The sequence below is a fragment of the Paenibacillus favisporus genome (assembly GCF_040545415.1).
Lineage (GTDB): Bacteria > Bacillota > Bacilli > Paenibacillales > Paenibacillaceae > Paenibacillus_AQ > Paenibacillus_AQ favisporus.
Genome location: NZ_JBEPLV010000006.1, coordinates 396,592 through 415,438 on the forward strand (window position 1 = coordinate 396,592; position 18,847 = coordinate 415,438).

Annotated in this window: 14 protein-coding genes, 1 tRNA gene and 1 riboswitch; of the genes, 14 read left to right on the forward strand and 1 reads right to left on the reverse strand. The window is 57.8% G+C overall.

The genetic code is table 11. From position 1 onward, the window contains the following. Nucleotide 1 precedes the first annotated feature (1 nt). From ABID47_RS25785 to ABID47_RS25820, 8 genes are all read left to right on the forward strand, one after another. Complete coding sequence (locus ABID47_RS25785) at nt 2-1,855, forward strand: sensor histidine kinase (RefSeq protein WP_076175508.1); 1,854 nt, start codon at nt 2-4, stop codon at nt 1,853-1,855. Beyond that, nucleotides 1,852-2,619: an SDR family NAD(P)-dependent oxidoreductase gene (locus ABID47_RS25790; protein WP_354501047.1), complete on the forward strand. Its 768-nt coding sequence runs from the start codon at nt 1,852-1,854 to the stop codon at nt 2,617-2,619. Before ABID47_RS25785 ends, ABID47_RS25790 begins: the two co-directional genes overlap by 4 nt. Before the next feature lie 200 nt (nt 2,620-2,819). Next, the gene (locus ABID47_RS25795; protein WP_354501049.1) at nt 2,820-5,135 is read left to right on the forward strand and encodes a DUF4962 domain-containing protein; all 2,316 of its coding nucleotides are present in this window, start codon (nt 2,820-2,822) and stop codon (nt 5,133-5,135) included. 36 nt (nt 5,136-5,171) lie between these two features. Further along, on the forward strand, nt 5,172-5,489 hold the full coding sequence (locus ABID47_RS25800) for a cupin domain-containing protein (protein WP_145948345.1): 318 nt from the start codon (nt 5,172-5,174) through the stop codon (nt 5,487-5,489). A 356-nt stretch (nt 5,490-5,845) separates the two neighbouring features. Then, complete coding sequence (locus ABID47_RS25805; protein ID WP_354501051.1) at nt 5,846-6,355, forward strand: metallophosphoesterase family protein; 510 nt, start codon at nt 5,846-5,848, stop codon at nt 6,353-6,355. Between the two features lie 86 nt (nt 6,356-6,441). After that, nucleotides 6,442-6,933 carry a hypothetical protein gene (locus tag ABID47_RS25810; RefSeq protein WP_354501053.1) on the forward strand — a complete coding sequence of 164 codons (492 nt, stop codon included), beginning with the start codon at nt 6,442-6,444 and terminating at the stop codon, nt 6,931-6,933. A 383-nt stretch (nt 6,934-7,316) separates the two neighbouring features. Beyond that, nucleotides 7,317-7,390: transfer RNA gene (locus ABID47_RS25815), tRNA-Pro, on the forward strand. A 154-nt stretch (nt 7,391-7,544) separates the two neighbouring features. Beyond that, nucleotides 7,545-8,153 carry a YdcF family protein gene (locus ABID47_RS25820; RefSeq protein ID WP_354501055.1) on the forward strand — a complete coding sequence of 203 codons (609 nt, stop codon included), beginning with the start codon at nt 7,545-7,547 and terminating at the stop codon, nt 8,151-8,153. 123 nt (nt 8,154-8,276) lie between these two features. Here ABID47_RS25820 and ABID47_RS25825 read toward each other — a convergent pair whose 3' ends face one another. Then, nucleotides 8,277-9,608, reverse strand: a complete 1,332-nt coding sequence (locus ABID47_RS25825) for an APC family permease (RefSeq protein WP_354501057.1) — start codon at nt 9,606-9,608, stop codon at nt 8,277-8,279. 261 nt (nt 9,609-9,869) lie between these two features. After that, nucleotides 9,870-9,978, forward strand: a riboswitch (guanidine-I (ykkC/yxkD leader). Between the two features lie 119 nt (nt 9,979-10,097). On the opposite strand from ABID47_RS25825, the gene ABID47_RS25830 reads away from it, so the two are divergent. The 6 genes from ABID47_RS25830 (at nt 10,098) to ABID47_RS25855 (ending at nt 18,830) form a co-directional block, all read left to right on the forward strand. Continuing rightward, nucleotides 10,098-10,820, forward strand: a complete 723-nt coding sequence (locus tag ABID47_RS25830; RefSeq protein ID WP_354501059.1) for an urea amidolyase associated protein UAAP1 — start codon at nt 10,098-10,100, stop codon at nt 10,818-10,820. A gap of 2 nt (nt 10,821-10,822) precedes the next feature. Next, nucleotides 10,823-11,491, forward strand: a complete 669-nt coding sequence (locus ABID47_RS25835) for an urea amidolyase associated protein UAAP2 (RefSeq protein ID WP_354501061.1) — start codon at nt 10,823-10,825, stop codon at nt 11,489-11,491. Further along, nucleotides 11,484-15,116 carry an urea carboxylase gene (uca, locus tag ABID47_RS25840; protein WP_354501063.1) on the forward strand — a complete coding sequence of 1,211 codons (3,633 nt, stop codon included), beginning with the start codon at nt 11,484-11,486 and terminating at the stop codon, nt 15,114-15,116. The genes ABID47_RS25835 and uca overlap by 8 nt, the downstream gene beginning before the upstream one ends. Further along, on the forward strand, nt 15,113-16,846 hold the full coding sequence (atzF, locus tag ABID47_RS25845; RefSeq protein ID WP_354501065.1) for an allophanate hydrolase: 1,734 nt from the start codon (nt 15,113-15,115) through the stop codon (nt 16,844-16,846). The genes uca and atzF overlap by 4 nt, the downstream gene beginning before the upstream one ends. Nucleotides 16,847-17,198: 352 nt before the next feature. Beyond that, a complete protein-coding gene (locus ABID47_RS25850) occupies nt 17,199-18,236 on the forward strand; it encodes a LacI family DNA-binding transcriptional regulator (protein ID WP_354501067.1) in 1,038 nt (345 codons plus the stop codon). A 141-nt stretch (nt 18,237-18,377) separates the two neighbouring features. Beyond that, the gene (locus ABID47_RS25855) at nt 18,378-18,830 is read left to right on the forward strand and encodes a VOC family protein (protein WP_076175540.1); all 453 of its coding nucleotides are present in this window, start codon (nt 18,378-18,380) and stop codon (nt 18,828-18,830) included. Nucleotides 18,831-18,847: the final 17 nt, after the last annotated feature.

An 18,847-nucleotide genomic window follows, 5' to 3' on the forward strand; every position in this document is an offset into this window, starting at 1 on the left:
CATGTTCCGCAGAAGCATCTCCCACCGCATTTTCGGCTACTTCATGGTATTAATCGTCATTTCCTTATCGGTGGTCGGCACCATCACTTACGTGCAGTCGTCCAAACTTCTGGACCGCCAGCTGGAACGCTACCTGTCCCAAATGATCACCCACGCGGCCTATCATACGGACTTATACCTCCAGACGTTCGACAATGCCAGCAAAATCATCCTGTCCGATCCGGACGTCCTGAAGTTCATGGAGATGGATCCGGACAACAGTTTCCAGTATTACGAGCTGTCGCGGCGGATTCAGAGCAAGGTGTTCGATTCAGCCTTTATCATTTATCCGCAGATCGAACTGATTTACGTCATTAATCAGGACGGCAAGGCGATCACAACGAAGGACATCATCCAGGATGAGGTCAAGGATTATAAATCGTATTATCGTTTAATCGAGCAAAATATTCCGAAGGACGGTCTCGGCGCGATCATCAACTCGGCAACGGTGGATCCGGGGGAAGAGCAGTACATTACGTTCATCCGCCGTGTGCGCGGGCTTCTGTCGCACCAGCCGCGGGGCATCCTTGGCATGAAGCTTAACACCAGGGAGATATCCAAGCTGTGGGGACAAATGGACCTGGGGGACAAAGGCTACTCCTTCATTGTGGACAGCAAGGGCAATTTCGTCGACAAGCCGGAGGACGCCGTCATCCCGGAGTTCATGGACGATGAAGTCAAGAAAAATCTGCTCAGCGGGCAGGGCACCTTCACGGCCGTCGTCAACGGGGAAAAGCGGATGTATGTGTCGCAGCGGCTCAGCGCCGCCGATTGGCAGATGGTCATTTCGGTCCCGGTGAAAGAGCTTCGTAAACCGATCATGAACATCCGCTATACGACGGTCATTGCCGGCTTCATCACGTTAATGGTCGCGATGTGGATTGCGGGCCGGTTTGGCCGGTCTCTCGTGCAGCCGCTCAAGAAGCTCGTCCGCAATATGCGCATGATGGAAAAAGGCGAGTGGAAGACGATTGAGGGCGAGGAGCAGCGCCAGGATGAGTTCGGTTTTCTGATCTCGAGCTACAACCTGATGCTGACGCGGCTGTCGGAGATGATCGAGCGCGTGTACGAGGCGGAAATCCGCTCGCACAAGACGGAGCTGAATCTTCAGAAAATCGCGCTGGAGCAGCATAAGGCCGAATTCCAGGCGCTGCAGCTGCAGATCAATCCGCATTTTCTGTATAACACGCTCGAGACCATCAAATGCTACGCCGTCGTCCAGGATTCCGAAGAAATCATGGAAATGGTCGAAGCGATGGCGGCCATGCTGAGGTATGCGATTCAGACGAACCTGTCGGAGATTACGGTCGTCGACGAGCTGAAGCATGTGCTGAATTACATGACGATTCTGCAGTACCGGACCCAGCGGCAGTTTGAGCTGGACGTTGACGTTCCTCCAGATCTGCTGCTGCACAAGATGGTCCGGCTGACGCTGCAGCCGCTGATCGAAAACATGTTCCAGCATGCGTTCCCCGACGGGATTCAGGATCATCACCGGATCCGGATCGGCGCGGAGGTCCGCGAAGGAGGGTTCCGGCTGACCGTGCAGGATAACGGCGCCGGCATGACGGAGGAGAAGCTTCATTCGCTGCGCCAGAAGCTGGAGCTGAACCGGCTCGCGGAGTCCGATTCGGGCTCCCTGTACCACAAAGGCGGGTTGGGCCTTATGAACGTGCACCGGCGGATTCAGATGGTGTATGGAGAAGCGTACGGTTTGACGATTGACAGCGCTTTGCATCACGGAACGACGATTCGGATGTCGCTGCCGTTTGACGGCAGCATCACTTGCATGTATGAGGAGGAGAACGTGGGATGAAGATCGATTTACAGGGAAAAATGGCGCTGGTGACCGGTGCCAGCTCAGGCATCGGCCGGGAAGCGGCCAGGTCGCTCGCGGCCGCGGGAGCCGCGGTGGCGGTTCATTATAACCGGGGCCGGGAGGAGGCGGAAGCCCTTGCGGCGGAAATCGCCGCGTCGGGCGGCAGGGCCGCCGTCGTCCAGGCGGACGTCACCCGCATTGAGGAACTGACGGCGATGCTGGACACGGTAGAGCGGGAGCTTGGCGGCCCGGTGGATATTTTGGTGAACAATGCGGGTCACCTGGTGAAGCGGGTACCGAATGCCGAAATGACCGAGGCGCATTATACGCATGTCATGGACGTCAATTTCAAATCCTGCGTGTTTTTGAGCAAGCTGGTCATTCCAGGCATGGCAACCCGCGGTGGCGGGTCCATCATCAACATGACTTCGGTCGCCGCCCATGACGGCGGCGGGCCGGGGGCATCGGTGTATGCGGCCAGCAAAGCGGCGGTCATTTCCTTCTCCAAAGGACTGGCCAAGGAAGTAGCGCCGCAGGGCATCCGGGTCAACTGCGTTTCGCCGGGCTTTATCGGCCGGACGGCCTTTCATGCGACCTTCACCTCGGATGAGGGCCGGGCCGCCACGGTGTCCAAAATCCCGCTTGGCCGGGAAGGGACGCCGCAGGATGTCGCCGATACGGTGCTGTATCTGGCATCGGACCTGTCCCGCTATCTTACGGGCGAGACTATTGAAGTGAACGGTGGATTGTTCATGCGGTAAAGGTTGCGTCCAAGGCAGTAACGGTCAAATTGACCTTGCCCTGAAAATACTTTCAAACGGAAATGGATAGCTGAAGCTGAAATGGTACTAATGATGAACAACAGACGACTCACTCACAAGGAACGTGATATGGGTACGGCAAGATAAGGATCAGGACGATAAGCTTACTACAGCGTCACCCAAACTGGAGGGATACGACAATGGCAACGGCAAACGGATTGTATCAGCCGCAAAGCGGCGATTTAACGGTGCAGTATGCGCCTTCCGGGCAAACGGAGCTGATCGAGAACCCGCCGAGGTTTACCTGGATCCCGGCGAAACTGGAAGATGACCGGTACGTGCTGGAGGTGTCATCCGCGCCGGATTTCACCGGGGAGACGACCCGAACCTACGGGCCGGTCCCCTACAATTTCTTTACGCCTTCCGAGGCCTTGGGGCCGGGAACGTATTATTGGCGCTACGCGCTGCTCGAAGGGGAAGGGCCGGAGGCACAGCAGTCCGAATGGAGCACCGTAAGAGAATTTCGGGTGCCGGAGGGCCTGCCGGAGACGGCGCTCCCGTCCCGGAGCGAGCGCTACAGCCGGGTACGCACCGGTCATCCCCGGCTGTGGCTGCAGCCGGATGAGCTGGAAGCGTACCGCGGCACAGTAAGGGAGGATGCGGCAGGCAGCGGATGGCAGGCCTTCTTCGAGCAATCGGTCAAGCCTTGGCTGACCCGGGAGCTGATTGCGGAACCGCAGCCCTACCCGGACAACCGCCGGACGGCGGCGCTGTGGCGCGGAAGCTATTTGGCCTGCCAGGAGGTGCTGTACGCCATCCGGCATTTGAGCGTTGCCGGTGCCGTGCTGCAGGACGCCGAGCTGCTCGCGGAGGCGAAAGCCTGGCTGCTGCACGCCGCGTCCTGGGACCCGGACGGCCCGACCAGCCGCGACTATAACGACGAAGCGGCGTTTCGGATCGCCGCGGCGCTGGCCTGGGGCTACGACTGGCTCCACGGCGAGCTGACGGAGGATGAGCGGGAAGCGGTGCGGGAGCCGCTGCTCGCCCGGACCCGGCAGGTGGCGTACCATGTGATCCAGCGCTCGAAGATCCATCATGTCCCTTATGACAGCCACGCGGTCCGCTCCTTATCCTCGGTGCTCGTGCCCTGCTGTATTGCACTCTTCGACGAGGCGCCGGAGGCCAGGGAATGGATGGACTACACGGTGGAGTACTATTACACGCTGTTCTCCCCGTGGGGAGGCAAGGACGGCGGCTGGGCCGAAGGGCCCCACTACTGGACGACGGGCATGGCTTACTTGACGGAGGGCCTGAACCTGCTCAAAAACTTTTCGGGGCTCGACGTGTTCCGGCGGCCTTTTTTTCAGCGTACAGGCGATTTTCCCCTCTACTGCTACAGCCCCACCACGTCGACGCGCACGGCCTTTGGCGACAACTCGACGCTCGGGGACGACATCATCAAAAAGGTCGGCTACAATATGCGCGAGTTTGCCGGCGTGACCGGAAACGGATGGTACCAATGGTACTTCGAACAGCTCAAGGACGCGAATCCGGAGGCCGACCGCATGTTTTACAACTACGGCTGGTGGGATTTTGCCTTCGATGACCTCGTGTACCGGCACAATTATCCGCAGGTTGAACCGGTAGAGCCTTCCGGCATCGAGCCCGTCAAATGGTTCCGCGACATCGGCTGGGTGGCGATGCATCACCGCCTGCACGATCCTGCGGAGCAGATTTCCCTGATCGCCAAGAGCAGCCGTTACGGCTCGGTCAGCCACAGCCATGGCGATCAGGGCGCGTTCCTGCTGCACGCTTACGGGGAGCCGCTGGCCATTGAGAGCGGGTATTATGTCGCGTTTAACAGCTCGATGCATCTGAATTGGCGCAGGCAGACCAAGTCCAAAAACGCCGTCCTCATCGACGGGCAGGGGCAGTTCGCCGGCATGAACAAGGCGCTGAACTTGGCGGCCAAAGGGGAGGTCGAGGACGCCTGGCATAACAAGGGCGTATCCTACACTCGTTTGAATCCAACCTCCGCTTACCGGGAGCATGTACCGTATTTGAAGCAGTACAAGCGCGAGATTTATTTTGTGCAAAACAGCTACTTCGTTATTGTCGATTCGATCGACCTGGAGCAGCCGGGACGGGTGCAGTGGCTCTTCCACACGCTGTACGAGATGGAGCTGAAGGGCCAGTCCTTCTACGTGAACGGCAAGAAAGCCCTGATGGAAGGCCGTTTCATCTTCAGCACGTCCGGAGAGCTTGCGCTGTCGCAGACAAGCGGATTCGAGGGCGTGGATCCCGAGGAAATCGCCGGGCTCGATACGCACTGGCATCTGTCGGCGGAGACCAAGGACGCGTCCTCGCACCGGATCGCCACGCTGCTCGTGCCAAAGCGGCTAAATGAGGCCGCCAAATACATTTCTTATTTTATGGACGATCAAGGATTCAGTTATAATTTGTATTTAACGGACAACGGGCAAACGCAGAAAATCGAAATCACGAAGGCGTTTTAGTTTATGAAATGACAAGTATAAGGAGGCGGAACAATCGTGAGCAATATCGGAATTTGGGAGGACGCGGAGCCCGGCGTAAAGCGCAAAATTTTGCAGCCGGGGGCGTCGCTGATGATGATGGAAGTACATTTTGAAGCCGGTGCGGAAGGATATGAGCATGCCCACCCGCATGAGCAGATGTCCTACTGCCTGCGGGGGCGCGTCGAGTTCACGATCGAAGGCAAGAAGACGGTCATCGCGCAGGGCGAGCACATCGTCATTCCGATGGGCGCCAGGCATGGGGCGAAAGCGCTGGAAGCCAGCGCATTGCTGGACTGCTTCACGCCGCTGCGTGCCGACTTGATCAAGTATTGATGGACGGCACGACGGTCGCTGCTTCAGGTTCGTTTGGACGAAGTTAAGCGTGGCCAAGTTAGTACGATGAAGTACCGTGACTGTACCATGACAGCCTTAACACAGGCTGTTCCTAGACTGCCTCTCGGCACCTTTTGGACGTTGAACTGTCCATATGGAAGCCGCGGGGCAGTTTTTTTGTGCGGGATCACAGACAGGGACGTTGCTATAATAGTTGGACCAGGGGAAAATAGCTGCACAAGTGTACTTATGATGATCGGTCAGGCAGGGTATAGATGGAGTAACTGGAAAATGCAATTTTCATGTGAAATGTGATCTGTGGAAAAGTAATCAAATTGAGAAAAGGAGGAACGACCATGATTATCGGTGTTGTTTCGGATACGCACTTAAGAGAAGGGAGGGTAAAGCTCCCCGCAAAGCTGACGGAAGCGTTCCGGGAGGTAGACCATATTCTTCATTTGGGCGATTGGATGACCCTGGAGGTGTACGATCAGCTGTCGAAATTAGCTCCTGTGGACGGCATCGCCGGAAATAATGACGGGTACGAGATCATTGAGCGTTTTGGCGAAAAAAAGATACTCTCCTTTGAAGGGGTACAAATCGGGCTTGTTCACGGACATGAGCCTTATTCATCAAAAATAACCACTCCGCAAAAGGCCAGGATAGCCTTTGAGGGCGAGCCGGTTTCCTGCATCCTGTTCGGCCATTCCCACCAGCCTTACCTGCAGATGGACGACGGCGTGCTGATGTTTAATCCTGGTTCTCCTACGGACAAGCGCAGGGAGAAGCTGTATTCGTTTGGACTGCTTGAAATCAAGGGTGGACAAGTCTTGCCCCGGCATGTGTTTTATGAGGATAAAGGATAGGGATGCCCCGCAATGTTCAGAATTGGTATAGAATCAAGCGGTATACTCATTGAAGCGTTGTACGAAGAGGGAGGTTATGTGTAATCATGAAAATCATTAGTCATTTTCAGGACGCAGCGCAAACCAGACACCGGGGAGTCGAACCCTACTCGCTTCAGGAGGTTCGGCTCACATCCGATATGAACATCGAATATACCCGGGGTTTTTACGTCCATCACAACGGCGACTTGATTGGGATCGTGGCGACGGCGGAAGGACCGGTTTTCTTTCACAACCAGGACAAATATCTTCTTCAGGAGGGCTGCTACTCCTTTTTACTGCAGAAAAAAAATACGGAGAACATTTTCTTTTTCGAATGGCAGGGCGCTTGTGCGTTAAAAATCTCGTATACGCCCGTTCTGATCAACCATGGCGGAAGATGGGTCGACGACCCGGTGTGGGATTTTTTCAGCTGGCTGACGAAGGCGGTGAGGAAAAAACGGTTCGCCGGATACTATACCGTGGACGAAATTTCCTCGCTGCTGGGCAATCGGGAAAAGGCTGCACCAGGGCAGGCGCTGGTTCAAATGCGGGCATAAATTACGTTTTCTGAAACGAGGCTATACGTTTAAATAGCATACGTTATATCATTTAGAAAGAACCGCTTTGCTGCGGTTCTTTCTTCTTGTACCCGTCATCAAGCCGCTTCCAAAGTTCGTGATGTTCGTTTGAGGAAAAGTCATCATCCGCATCTGATCGTGGTTACGCCGATTAAGCGAAGATTACCTCTGACCGATTGCTGTGATCAAAAATTTATCCGCAAAGCTGCGTACCTAAAGTATTGCGGGCGTGCGCGCGAATACGCTATAATAGCGTTAAATACGGTGATGGAAAACGTAACCATTTCCATGGACTAAGCACATTGAACGTTGGAAGCCGCGTCGCTATGCGGTTGATTTACCGCCTTATGCGGTTCATATATCGGGGTATGGCGCAGTCTGGTAGCGCGCACCCTTGGGGTGGGTGAGGCCGTGGGTTCGAATCCCGCTACTCCGATAGTTCCCTTTATCAGCGCGGCGATGCCTGGGCATCGTCATCATATACGGCGTAATTGAGAACCATTTCAGTTGTTGTTTCATACAATTGAAGTGGTTCTATCATTTATTGCAAGATTTGCTAAGAAATCCATAGGAAAACGGGGGTGCCGGAGATGATGATTTCAGAATGCAATCCCGGCCAATTATCGCACGAGCAAATTACCGCACTGCTGTACAAGGGAATTTCCGACGACGGTCGGCCAGGCGACTGCATTTTCGTGTTCGGAAGCAACAAGGGCACGAGGTACCGCGTTCCCGCAGCGGTTCAATTATACAAGGATGGCCGGGCACCGATGATTCTTTTTTCGGGAGGTACGATCTGGAAAGGGCAGCCGCTGCCCGAGGCGCTGATGATGAAAGAAAGGGCGGTGGAACTGGGCGTCCCTGCCGGACAAATTCTGGTGGAGCAGGAGTCGCGGCATACGAAGGAGAACGTGCTCGCCTCGCTGCTTGTCCTGGACCGGGCCATTTCGCTGCACGGTATCCGCCGGATTCTGATCGTTACTTCCGCATACCATATGCGGCGGGCGTACTTGACCTTAAAGACGTACATGCCTTCCTGGATCGAATACTCGATGTGTGCCGCAGAGGATGCGTCGACCCGGGAGGACAACTGGTGGTTGACGCCGGAAGGGTTCAACCGGGCTTCGAATGAAGCCGGCAAGCTCGTCCGGTATGTGCAAAACGGAATCATTGCGGACGATATGTTGGATTTGGGATAGTTCCATGCTCCAGTTAAAAAAGGACAACGGCAGCGCCTGAGCGGTTCAGGCGGGTCGTGTCCTTTTTTTTCGAAAAATCCGCTGCTCTTGCGTGAACGACAGATGGTGAGCAGTCATTTTCCCTTAAACCGCGCTCTCCATTTCCGCAGCCGGTGCTTCATGTACCGTCGGTTTGGCCCGCCGCAGCGCATAGAACAGCAGTCCGAATACAAGCCAGCCACCGCCAAGCAGCAGTGAGGAAACGTCCAGAAGGGTGACGAGGTACAGCACGAAGCCGGCACCGAGTAGCGGGCACAAAAGACGGAAAATGAGGTCTTTGGGAGTGCGACCCTTTTTGCGGACGATGTAGTGGAAAATCACCGACAGGTTGACGAACAGGAACGCCGTCAGCGCGCCGAAATTCACGAATTTGATCGCCGTTTCGAGGCTGATGAACAGGGCGGACAAGGAAATCACGCTGGCCAGCACGATATTGAACACGGGCGTACGGAACTTGGGATGGATGGAAGCGAATGTTTTGGGCAGGAGAGAGGTTCTACCCATGACGAACAGCAGCCGGGTGACGGTCGTCATGGAGGACATGCCCTGGGACAGAATGGAGAAAATGATGACGAACGTAAACACCGAGGCCAGCACGCTGCCTCCGATGGACTGCATCAGCTCGAAGCCGGCGGAGTCGGCGCTCGCAAACGAAAAGGAAGGGTACATTTGCTGGATTAAATAAGCGGTGGCAAAATACATCAGCCCGGCCAGGACGACAATGACCATAATGGCACGGGGGATCGTCTTCTTCGGGTCTTTCGTTTCTTCGGCCATCGTCGTAATGGAGTCAAATCCGAGGAAGGAGAAGCAGACCAGCGAGGCTCCGGCCAGAATGGAAGAGAACGAGACGCCTTTTCCTGCGGCAAACGGGTCAAGTCCCGCGGTAATCCCGCCTTGCAGCGCTTTGTATGCCAGAAGTGCACAGAAGCCGGCGATAAACAAAATTTGCATCAGGACGAAGATTTTGCTGACATTGGCCGATGTTTTGATGCCAATGATATTAATCGCCATGACGACAGCCGTCAGGAGTATGATCCAGACCGCCGAGGGTACGGACGGGAACTGCGCGTTCAAATTAATTCCGAACATGAGCACGGCGATAATGCACGAAAATAAATAGTCGAGCAGGACGGCCCAGCCCACCACAAAGCCGAGAAACGGGTTCATCGCTTTGGTCACGTAGGTGTACGCCGAACCCGAGACAGGGAAAGCCTTCGCCATTTGCCCGTAGCTTGCCGCCGTGAAGACGATGGCTACAAACGCCAGCATGTAAGCGGCCAAGAGCATGCCTCCCGAACCCTCGTGAAGCACGCCGAAGCTGGTGAAAAAGATCATGGGCGACATCCAGGCCAGGCCCATGGTCACGACATGGGACAAGGATAAATCTCTTTTTAATGTTATGTTATTTGACATATGACATTCCTCCTCCAAAGGGATAAAGCAACTGACGGCGATTCGATATGTCATGACATCTCACATTTTTGCAGGCTATTTCCGAAAAATCAAGTCTTTTTTCTGAGTTATCATACAAACATATGTTCCTTAATGGCCTATAACCTCACATTAAACCGCCTTTTACAGCTAAATATCCGCATTTTCATAAATTTTTTTGTAAGTTTTTATTGCATACTGCCGAGAAATCATGTTAGTATTCTTAACATAAACAACCGCATACGAAATGTCTTCTAGGGTTCCGGGTCGATGAAAGTCATCGGCTGGCTGGTCCGAGAGAAGGCGCACCGGGGCAGCCTGGTGTACACGGCGGGAAAAAAGCCCGGGAGAATCTATCAAAGCACGCTTTGATGTTTCTCCCGGGCTTTTTTTATTTTTAATTGGCAGGTTTGGGGCTCACTGGCGTTTATGTCCGGCCAGCAGCAGGCCTGCTCCATAGGAGGAATGAAAATGACAGCAAGCTTTTCGATAACGATGGGTCCCGGCGGCAAATGGTCCGCCTATATTGGCAAAGGCAAGTCGGTCACCTTGACGGCCGCGGGCGATTCAGCGAATGTGTCTGCGCTGCTGTATCATGCGGCGTATCCGTCGGAGAGGTACAACATGCCGGATTCGCTCAAGGCGCAGCATACCGCCTTTTATACGGCCGGTCACGTGCTGATGAGCGATCAGGGTCGCGTCCTTGCATCCATCATTGAAGATACTGCCGGCTGGCATGATCCCCTGGGCGGGTACACGACCCGTAAGGGAACGGACGGCAAGTATGGTCCGACTTCGTACCAGCAGGAGCGCAACGCCTGGCTGCGAAGCGGCGAGGAAAACCTGACGGTGGAGCTGTACCGCCATAACCTGACGCCGCGGGATTTGAGCGCGCCCGTGAATTTCTTTTCGAAAGTGGTATGCGAGCTTGACGGGACGATGAGGTATGTTCCCCAGCCAACCGATGGGCGCTCCGTCACCCTCCGGACGGAAATGGATGTGCTGCTGGTCGTGTCGAACACGCCGCATCCACTCAACCCCTCGGCGGTCTATCCGGGGGCAGCGGTGGATATCCGTATAACGGATGCTGCGCCAATGACGGAATACGATCTGTGCGTGAATCACTGTGGCGAGAACCGGCGAGCTTTTGAAAACACATGGAATGCCTATGCACTCATGAAAGGGGCGAATTGAAAATGAGCACATTTCAAGCGGTGGCAAGCGAACGAAACGCGGCGGATGCCGTGTACAACCACATCATAGCTGCAGGAGAGGGATGGATTTATGACCTGTTCCCCGGGCAGGTGCTGCGCATCGTCGATGTGGAGGGCAATCAGGCGGTGGACACCCTGTTTTATTCAAAGGAAGATCCGGGCGATCATTACAGTGCGGTCCGTACGATTACCCGTCAAAATAACATTTATCTGACCACAGGCTCGGTGCTCGTTGCCGAATCGGGGCGGGAGCTGCTGCAGATTACAGCCGACACCTGCGGCCGGCATGATACGCTTGGCGGTGCCTGCTCGGCCCAGAGCAATACGGTGCGGTATTCACACGATACGCTCCCGATGCATAACTGCCGGGATACCTTCATGCTGATGCTGGCGGGCCGGGATGAATACACGAAGCGGGATTTGGCCCCGAACGTCAATTTTTTTATGAATGTGCCGGTGACGCCGGAAGGGGAGCTGACCTTTGCGGACGGCGTATCCGGACCGGGACGTTACGTCGAGCTGACGGCGCTGGCGCCGGTCACCGTCCTGATCAGCAACTGCCCGCAGCTGAACAATCCTTGCAATGCCTATAACCCGACGCCGGCGCAGGTACTGGTCTGGAATGCAGAAGGAGGCGAAGGCGATGTTTAAAAAGGTGCTGATCGCCAACCGCGGAACGATTGCGGTACGGATTATCCGGACGCTGCACGCGATGGGCATTGCGTCGGTGGCCGTGTACACAAAAGCGGACCGGGACAGCCTGCATGTGGAGCAGGCCGACGAAGCCGTGCTCATCGGGGATGGCCCAGCAAAGGAGAGCTACGTGAATGCCGAGCTGATCCTGCGCACGGCTCTGGACACCGGGGCGGACGCGGTGCATCCCGGATACGGTTTCTTAAGCGAAAACGCCGGATTCGCTAGAGCCTGCGCGGAGAAGGGCATCACGTTCATCGGGCCGTCCCCCGCGCATATCGAGCTGTTCGGCCTGAAGCATACCGCGCGCTCGATGGCCGAGCAGGCGGGGGTGCCGCTGCTGCCGGGCACAGGGCTTATTTCGTCGGTGGACGAAGCCGCCGGGCAGGCTGAAGCGATCGGCTACCCCGTCATGCTCAAGAGCACGGCCGGCGGCGGAGGCATTGGGATGCGTATTTGCGGCGACGAAGCGGCGCTGCGGGATGCATTCGAATCCGTGACCCGGCTGGCGGCGGCGAATTTCAATGACGGGGGCGTTTTTCTGGAGAAGTATATTGAGCGGGCGCGCCACGTCGAGGTGCAGATCTTCGGCAACGGCGACGGCGAAGCGGTCGCTCTGGGCGAACGCGACTGCTCGGTACAGCGCCGGAACCAGAAGATCATCGAAGAGACGCCGGCTCCGCTGCTGGCGGAACCGGTGCGCCGGGAAATGCACGAAAGCGCGCGGCGTCTTGCCGCAGCCGCCGGTTACCGCAGCGCCGGCACGGTCGAGTTTTTGTACGATCCGATGGAGGAGAAGTATTACTTCCTGGAAGTGAACACCCGGCTGCAGGTGGAGCACGGCGTCACGGAGGAGGTGCTCGGCATCGACCTCGTGGAATGGATGGTCCGGGAGGCGGCCGGCGATTTGCCGGGGCTCGCGCAGCGGGTGCGTGAACCGGAGGGGCACAGCCTGCAGGTGCGTCTGTACGCGGAGGACTGCGTCAATGCTTTCCGTCCGGCGGACGGCCGGATCGACGCGGTGGTCTGGCCGGAACGCGCAAGGATCGAGACGTGGATTCAGCCGGGCCTCGAAGTGACCACACTCTATGACCCGATGCTGGCCAAAATCATCGTCCACGCCAAGACGCGGCAGGAAGCCGTCTCCCGGATGATCGAGGCGCTGCAGACGCTGCGCGTGTACGGTGTGACGACAAATCAGTCTTATATCGAAGCTTTTCTGGATACCGAAGCGTTCCGCGAAGGGCGGGTCTATACGAACATGCTGGCCGGTTTTGAGCCGGTCGAGACGGCGATCGAGGTGCTGGACGGCGGCGTTCAAACCACCGTACAGGACCTTCCGGGCCGAACGGGGTACTGGGATATCGGCGTACCTCCGTCAGGGCCGATGGACCGGTTGGCCTTTGCCATCGGCAACCGGCTGCTCGGCAATCCGGAGGAAGCGCCGGGCCTGGAAATGACGCTGCGCGGAGGAAGCTACCGCTTTCGCGGCGCCATGCGGTTCTGCCTGACGGGGGCCGATATGCAGGCGGAGCTGGACGGCGAACCGGTGCCGGCGTATACCCCGGTGACGGCGTCCGTGGGCTCGGTGCTAACGCTGGGCGAAGCCGCCGTTGGGATGCGCGCTTACCTGCTCGTCGCCGGCGGCCTGGATATGCCGCTGACGCTGGGCAGCGCGTCGACGTTTACGCTCGGCGGCTTCGGCGGCCATACCGGCAGCGCGCTGCGGCCGGGGGTGGTGCTCCGGGTCCGCAGCGACGCGCCGGACCGCCAGTCCGAGCCTCTAAGCTTCCGCGCACCGGCATCGCAGCCGGCGCTGACGCGGGAATGGACCCTCGGGGTCATTCCCGGACCGCATTGTACCGCCGAATACCTGCTTCCGGCGTATTTGGACCAGCTAACCTCCACGGTGTGGGAGGTGCATTTCAACAGCTCGCGCACCGGCGTTCGCCTGATCGGCCCTGCGCCGCTGTGGGCCCGGGAGGACGGAGGCGACGCCGGGCTGCATCCGTCGAACATCCACGACAACGCCTATGCCGTCGGCGCCCTGGACCTGACGGGCGACATGCCCATCCTGCTCGGACCGGACGGCCCGAGCCTCGGCGGGTTCGTCTGCCCGGTCACAACCGCGACGGCGGAGCTCTGGAAAATCGGGCAGCTCCGCCCGGGCGATCAGGTCCGTTTCCGGCTGATCACTGTAGAGGAAGCCGAAGAGCTGAGAGCAGCCCAGGAGGTATTTCTGCGTGAGCTCTCCGGCGGAGCATCTGTGCCGAAGCTGCCTGAGCTTCCACATACATCCCGCGGCGACTATATGCCGCTGCTCGCATACGAGGAAGAGGGGCGGCGCTTTCCGATTGCGGTGCGCTGCTCCGGGGACGAAAATATTTTAGTGGAATATGGAGAACGTGAACTCGACCTGCTGTACCGCTTCCAGGTGTATGTCCTGATGCAGGCGGTTACGGACAGCGGAAGCATCCCGTATATCGAAATGACGCCGGGCATCCGTTCCCTGCAAATTCATGTAGATGCGGCCCGTATGTCCGTGAAGGAAGTGGCGGCGAAGGTGATGGAGATCGACCGGACGCTGCCGTCGCTCGATTCCATCGAGGTCCCTTCCAGAATCGTCAAGCTGCCTTTATCATGGGATGATCCGGCAACAAGGCTGGCAATCGAGCGCTATCAGCAAAACGTGCGTCCGGATGCGCCTTGGTGCCCGAGCAACCTGGAGTTTATCCGCCGCATGAACGGGCTAGGCTCGATCGAGGAGGTCGCGGAAATCGTTTTTAATGCCTCCTATCTGGTCATGGGGCTCGGGGATGTATACCTGGGAGCGCCGGTTGCGGTTCCGCTGGACCCCCGCCATCGGCTGGTGACGACCAAATACAATCCGGCCCGCACCTGGACGCCGGAGAATGCCGTCGGCATCGGCGGAGCCTACCTGTGCGTATACGGCATGGAAGGGCCAGGGGGCTACCAGTTCGTGGGGCGCACGGTACAGATGTGGAACAAATTCCGCCGGACGGCGAACTTTGAGCAGGGGAAGCCGTGGCTGCTGCGCTTTTTTGACCAGATCCGCTTCTATCCGGTATCGGAGGAGGAGCTGCTGCGAATGCGGGAGGACTTCCCGCGCGGGGAGTTTACGGTAGAGGTCGAAGAAACGACGTTTAATCTCGGCGAGTATCTGGCCTGGCTGGGCACGATCCAGGAGGAATCGGCGGCATTCCGGACATCGCAGCAGGCTGCGTTTCAGCAGGAGCGGGCGTACTGGAAGGAGCTTGGCATCGCGGAGCATGTATCCGAACCGGAGGCAGCCGCGGCCCAAGAGCAGGGGGCGCTCCCGGAAGGAAGCCTCGGCGTGAACAGCTCGATGTCGGGCAGCGTCTGGAAGGTGCTCGTAGAGCCGGGCCAGGAAGTCCGCAAGGGCGAGACTATTATAATAGAAGAAAGTATGAAAATGGAGTTTTCCCAGCCTGCCCCGTTCGATGGCATCATTGCCTCCGTCTTTGTGGCGTCCGGCGATCAGGTGCGGGCAGGCGACTGCATCGCAGCGATCTTCCCGGTGGAAAAGGAGGCGGCGTCATGAGCATCCAGGCGGTTCCTTTTGAACTGAGTATCCATGCCCTCCAGCAGGGTTATCGGAGCGGCAGCTTTACGCCGCAAGAGGTGATCGCGGCCATTATCGGGCGTGCGGAACGGGACAGCGGAATGAATATTTGGATCATGCCGCCGGAGGAGGAACGAATTGCTCCTTATCTCGAAGGGCTGAAGGGGCTGGATCCGGAGGTCTGTCCATTATGGGGCATCCCGTTTGCGGTGAAAGACAACATCGACGTGGCCGGCTGGCCGGTCACCGCGGCTTGCCCCGACTATGCGTATGTGCCGGAACGGCACGCGCCGGTGGTGGAGCGGCTCATCCGCGCCGGTGCGATTCCGGTGGGCAAGACGAACCTGGACCAGTTCGCCACCGGCCTTGTCGGCACGCGCAGCCCCTACGGCGAGACGCATAATGCGCTCCGTCCGGAGCTGATCAGCGGCGGCTCGAGCTCCGGCTCGGCCGTCAGCGTCGCCCGCGGGCAGGCTGCGTTCGCCCTCGGCACCGACACGGCCGGCTCGGGCCGGGTGCCCGCGGCGCTGAACGGCCTGGTCGGCTATAAGCCGGCCGTCGGCGCCTGGCCTGCGGCGGGCGTCGTTCCCGCCTGCCGCAGCATCGACTGCGTGACGGTGTTCGCCCGTCACGTGGACGACGCGGCCGCTGTGGATGCGGCCGCACGCGGGTGGTGCGCGGACGATCCGTACTCCGCGGACCGTCCGCTGCACCGCGGCGAGCAGCCGAAGACGTGGCTGCTCCCGCAGGGCCGCCCCGAGTTTTTCGGCCCGTTCGCGGCCGAATACGAGGCGGCCTGGAACCGGGCGAAGGAGACGATCGCCCGGTCCGGGGTCCGCGTGCAGCAGGTGGATGTGTCCCTGCTGCAGGAAGCGGCGGCCCTGCTGTACGAGGGGCCGCTTGTAGCCGAGCGCTGGAGCGCGCTCGCCGGCTTCATCGAGGCGCATCCCGGGTCGACGTTTCCGGTGACGGAAACGATTCTGCGCTCGGGGGCCCAGGCCGAGCATACGGCGGCAGCCCTCTTCCGTGCCCAGCATCGTTTGGCTGAGATTCGCAGGGCGGTCCGTTCCTGGCTGCGGCAAGCCGTGCTGGTGCTGCCGACCTGCGGCGGCACGTGGACGAGGGAGCAGGTCGGCTCCGACCCCATCGGAACGAACAGCAAGATGGGCCTCTACACGAACCACTGCAACCTGCTGGATCTCAGCGCGCTGGCGGTTCCGGCCGGGCAGGCGGGGCCGGAGCTCCCTTTCGGCGTGACGCTGTTTGGGCTTCCTGAAGAAGAAGCGAACCTGACTGAAGCAGCGCGCTTCCTGCTGCGGCAGCAGGACACAATTCGTGTCGCCGTCTGCGGACTGCATATGCGCGGCATGCCGCTGGAGCCGCAGATGACGGGTCTAGACGCGGTATTTGCGGAAGAGGCGCAAACCGCCCCGGTGTACCGCCTGTACAAACTGGCGACCGAGCCGCCGAAGCCTGGGCTGGTACGGACGCCTCTAGGCGGGGCGCCGATCGCGGTGGAGCTGTGGGATATGCCCATGGAGTCTTTTGGCAGGTTCACAGCCTCGATTCCCGCGCCGCTCGGGATCGGTCGGGTGGAGCTAGCGGACGGGCGGAGCGTCCCGGGTTTTGTCTGTGAGGCGTACGCCGCAGAAGGGGCACTGGACATTACGGTTTCCGGAGGCTGGAGAAACGCGATGGCCGAAGTATAGTTTTTTTATGATAGAAAGCCAGCCAGTCCGGTCTCAACCGGTTCTGGCCTTTTTTTATGGCAACAAAAACTGAGAGATGGTTGCGAGCATACTCAACTCTTTTTCCCAAACGGCTCAAATAGCAAGCGCGATTAACGCATGTCCCTCCGCCTCCTCGAAAATGTATTGACAACATGTGGAAGAGGGGATAGATTGAACTCATAAACACGTGTTTATGCCCATAGGTGTTATTTTTTGAATGGCGAATGTCGGATTCGCGATTGTACATACAGGCATGGTGAAGCGGAGCTCACGGATACTGGAGCTGCGCTGCCTTTTGTGAACACGTGTTAATGAAATTGGAGTGTGCAGGATGAGGAAGAACGACATCAACAGCATCGAAATCGCCAGAATCGCAGGCGTCTCGCGAAGCACCGTCAGCCGGGTGATCAACAATTACCCGAACGTGCCGCAGGCTACGCGGGAGAAGGTTATGCAGGTCATCGACAGGTACGGATATTCACCTAATTTTTCGGCACGCATCATGACTGGTATGAAAACGCTTACGATTGGTCTGTTCCTGATTTCGCCGGAAGCGATTCACGACACGCTGACCCACGCGCTGATCAGCGATGTGATCGAGAGCGCGTCCAGCCGCGGCTACTACGTCCTGACTCACATTATCCGGAGCACAGAGGATATGGAAGCCGTCCGCAAGGTGAAGGATACGTTTTATCAGCGGCGGATTGACGGCGGCATATTTATCGGCGCGGCGAATCATGAGCCGTTTATCGAGGAGCTCATTGCCAAAGGATTTGTGGCGGGAATCGTGGACCAGCATCTGGAGGGGCGGCTGGAACCGAACCGGGTGATCTGCAATTTTGACAATAAGCTGGGCATGAAGCAGGGAGTCGATTACCTGGTAGGCCTGGGGCACCGGAACATTGCGTTTATTGCGGGCGATCCGCTTCGCTGCTCCGGTCCCGAAAGATTGAAAGCTTTTCAGGATGCAATGGCGGCTCACGGCCTAAAGGTGAACCCGAACTGGGTCCTGCCATCGGATTTCTCCGAACGAAGCGGATACGAGTCGACCGCGCGCTGGCTTCAGAGCATCCCAGACCTGCCGACGGCTATCTTCGCCTGCAACGACAGCGTGGCATTCGGAGCGCTTCGGGCCTTGAACGAGGCCGGATTGCGGGTACCCGATGACATCTCCCTGATGGGGTTTGACGATCATCTTTTGAGCTCGCGCATTCAGCCAGCGCTAACCACCATACGTGTGAACTTTTCCGAAATGATCGACATGCTGACGCGGCAGGTCATCGAGACCATTGAGGACGAGACACAGATGTTCAAAAAATACGTAGGGACCGCGGAGCTGGTCATCCGGGACTCGTGCCGGAAAGTCTGATTTAAACAGTAAGGATGAAATGGGCGTCGGATTTGGGGATTTGTTGTTTGGCGGGAACAGAAGAGGGAATCTATTGGCTGCTTAGGGTTCGAAGTGAAAAATGCTTTTTCCAAATTTAGCACTGTTAAGGAGGATTTTTATATGACGGCAGGCGCATTAGGAACCAAGCTGGTTACACAAATCGGGATTGTCGTGAAAGACATCGATACCGTTTCGCAGAGCTATGCGGATTTTCTGGGGGTGGAGCGGCCGAAATGGTCCTGGACGGACACCGTGGATGTCGCCCAGACGGAGTTTAACGGGCAGCCTTCGGAGGCGCGCGCGAAACTGGCCTTTTTTGACTGCGGGCAGCTGCAGATCGAGCTGATCGAGCCGGATGAGCATCCGTCGACCTGGCGCGAATTTTTGGATGAGCATGGTGAAGGCGTGCATCATATCGCGTTTGGGATTCAAGGAATGAAGGACAAGATCGCCGTTCTGGAAGGCCGCCACATGCCGCTGATTCAAAAAGGCGAATACACTGGCGGGCGCTACGCATACATCGACAGCAGCAACGAGCTGAAAGTTCTGATCGAGCTGCTGGAAAACGATTAATCCGATAAGCAGATGAG

Excerpts from the sequence above, each read along its gene's own strand:
- ABID47_RS25820 (WP_354501055.1), top strand. The coding sequence starts at position 7,545 with ATGATGATTTCAGAATGCAATCCCGGCCAATTATCGCACGAGCAAATT.
- ABID47_RS25830 (WP_354501059.1), top strand. The coding sequence starts at position 10,098 with ATGACAGCAAGCTTTTCGATAACGATGGGTCCCGGCGGCAAATGGTCC.
- ABID47_RS25795 (WP_354501049.1), top strand. The coding sequence starts at position 2,820 with ATGGCAACGGCAAACGGATTGTATCAGCCGCAAAGCGGCGATTTAACG.
- ABID47_RS25810 (WP_354501053.1), top strand. The coding sequence starts at position 6,442 with ATGAAAATCATTAGTCATTTTCAGGACGCAGCGCAAACCAGACACCGG.
- atzF (WP_354501065.1), top strand. The coding sequence starts at position 15,113 with ATGAGCATCCAGGCGGTTCCTTTTGAACTGAGTATCCATGCCCTCCAG.
- ABID47_RS25785 (WP_076175508.1), top strand. The coding sequence starts at position 2 with ATGTTCCGCAGAAGCATCTCCCACCGCATTTTCGGCTACTTCATGGTA.
- ABID47_RS25850 (WP_354501067.1), top strand. The coding sequence starts at position 17,199 with ATGAGGAAGAACGACATCAACAGCATCGAAATCGCCAGAATCGCAGGC.
- ABID47_RS25855 (WP_076175540.1), top strand. The coding sequence starts at position 18,378 with ATGACGGCAGGCGCATTAGGAACCAAGCTGGTTACACAAATCGGGATT.
- ABID47_RS25825 (WP_354501057.1), bottom strand. The coding sequence starts at position 9,608 with ATGTCAAATAACATAACATTAAAAAGAGATTTATCCTTGTCCCATGTC.
- ABID47_RS25805 (WP_354501051.1), top strand. The coding sequence starts at position 5,846 with ATGATTATCGGTGTTGTTTCGGATACGCACTTAAGAGAAGGGAGGGTA.
- ABID47_RS25835 (WP_354501061.1), top strand. The coding sequence starts at position 10,823 with ATGAGCACATTTCAAGCGGTGGCAAGCGAACGAAACGCGGCGGATGCC.
- uca (WP_354501063.1), top strand. The coding sequence starts at position 11,484 with ATGTTTAAAAAGGTGCTGATCGCCAACCGCGGAACGATTGCGGTACGG.
- ABID47_RS25790 (WP_354501047.1), top strand. The coding sequence starts at position 1,852 with ATGAAGATCGATTTACAGGGAAAAATGGCGCTGGTGACCGGTGCCAGC.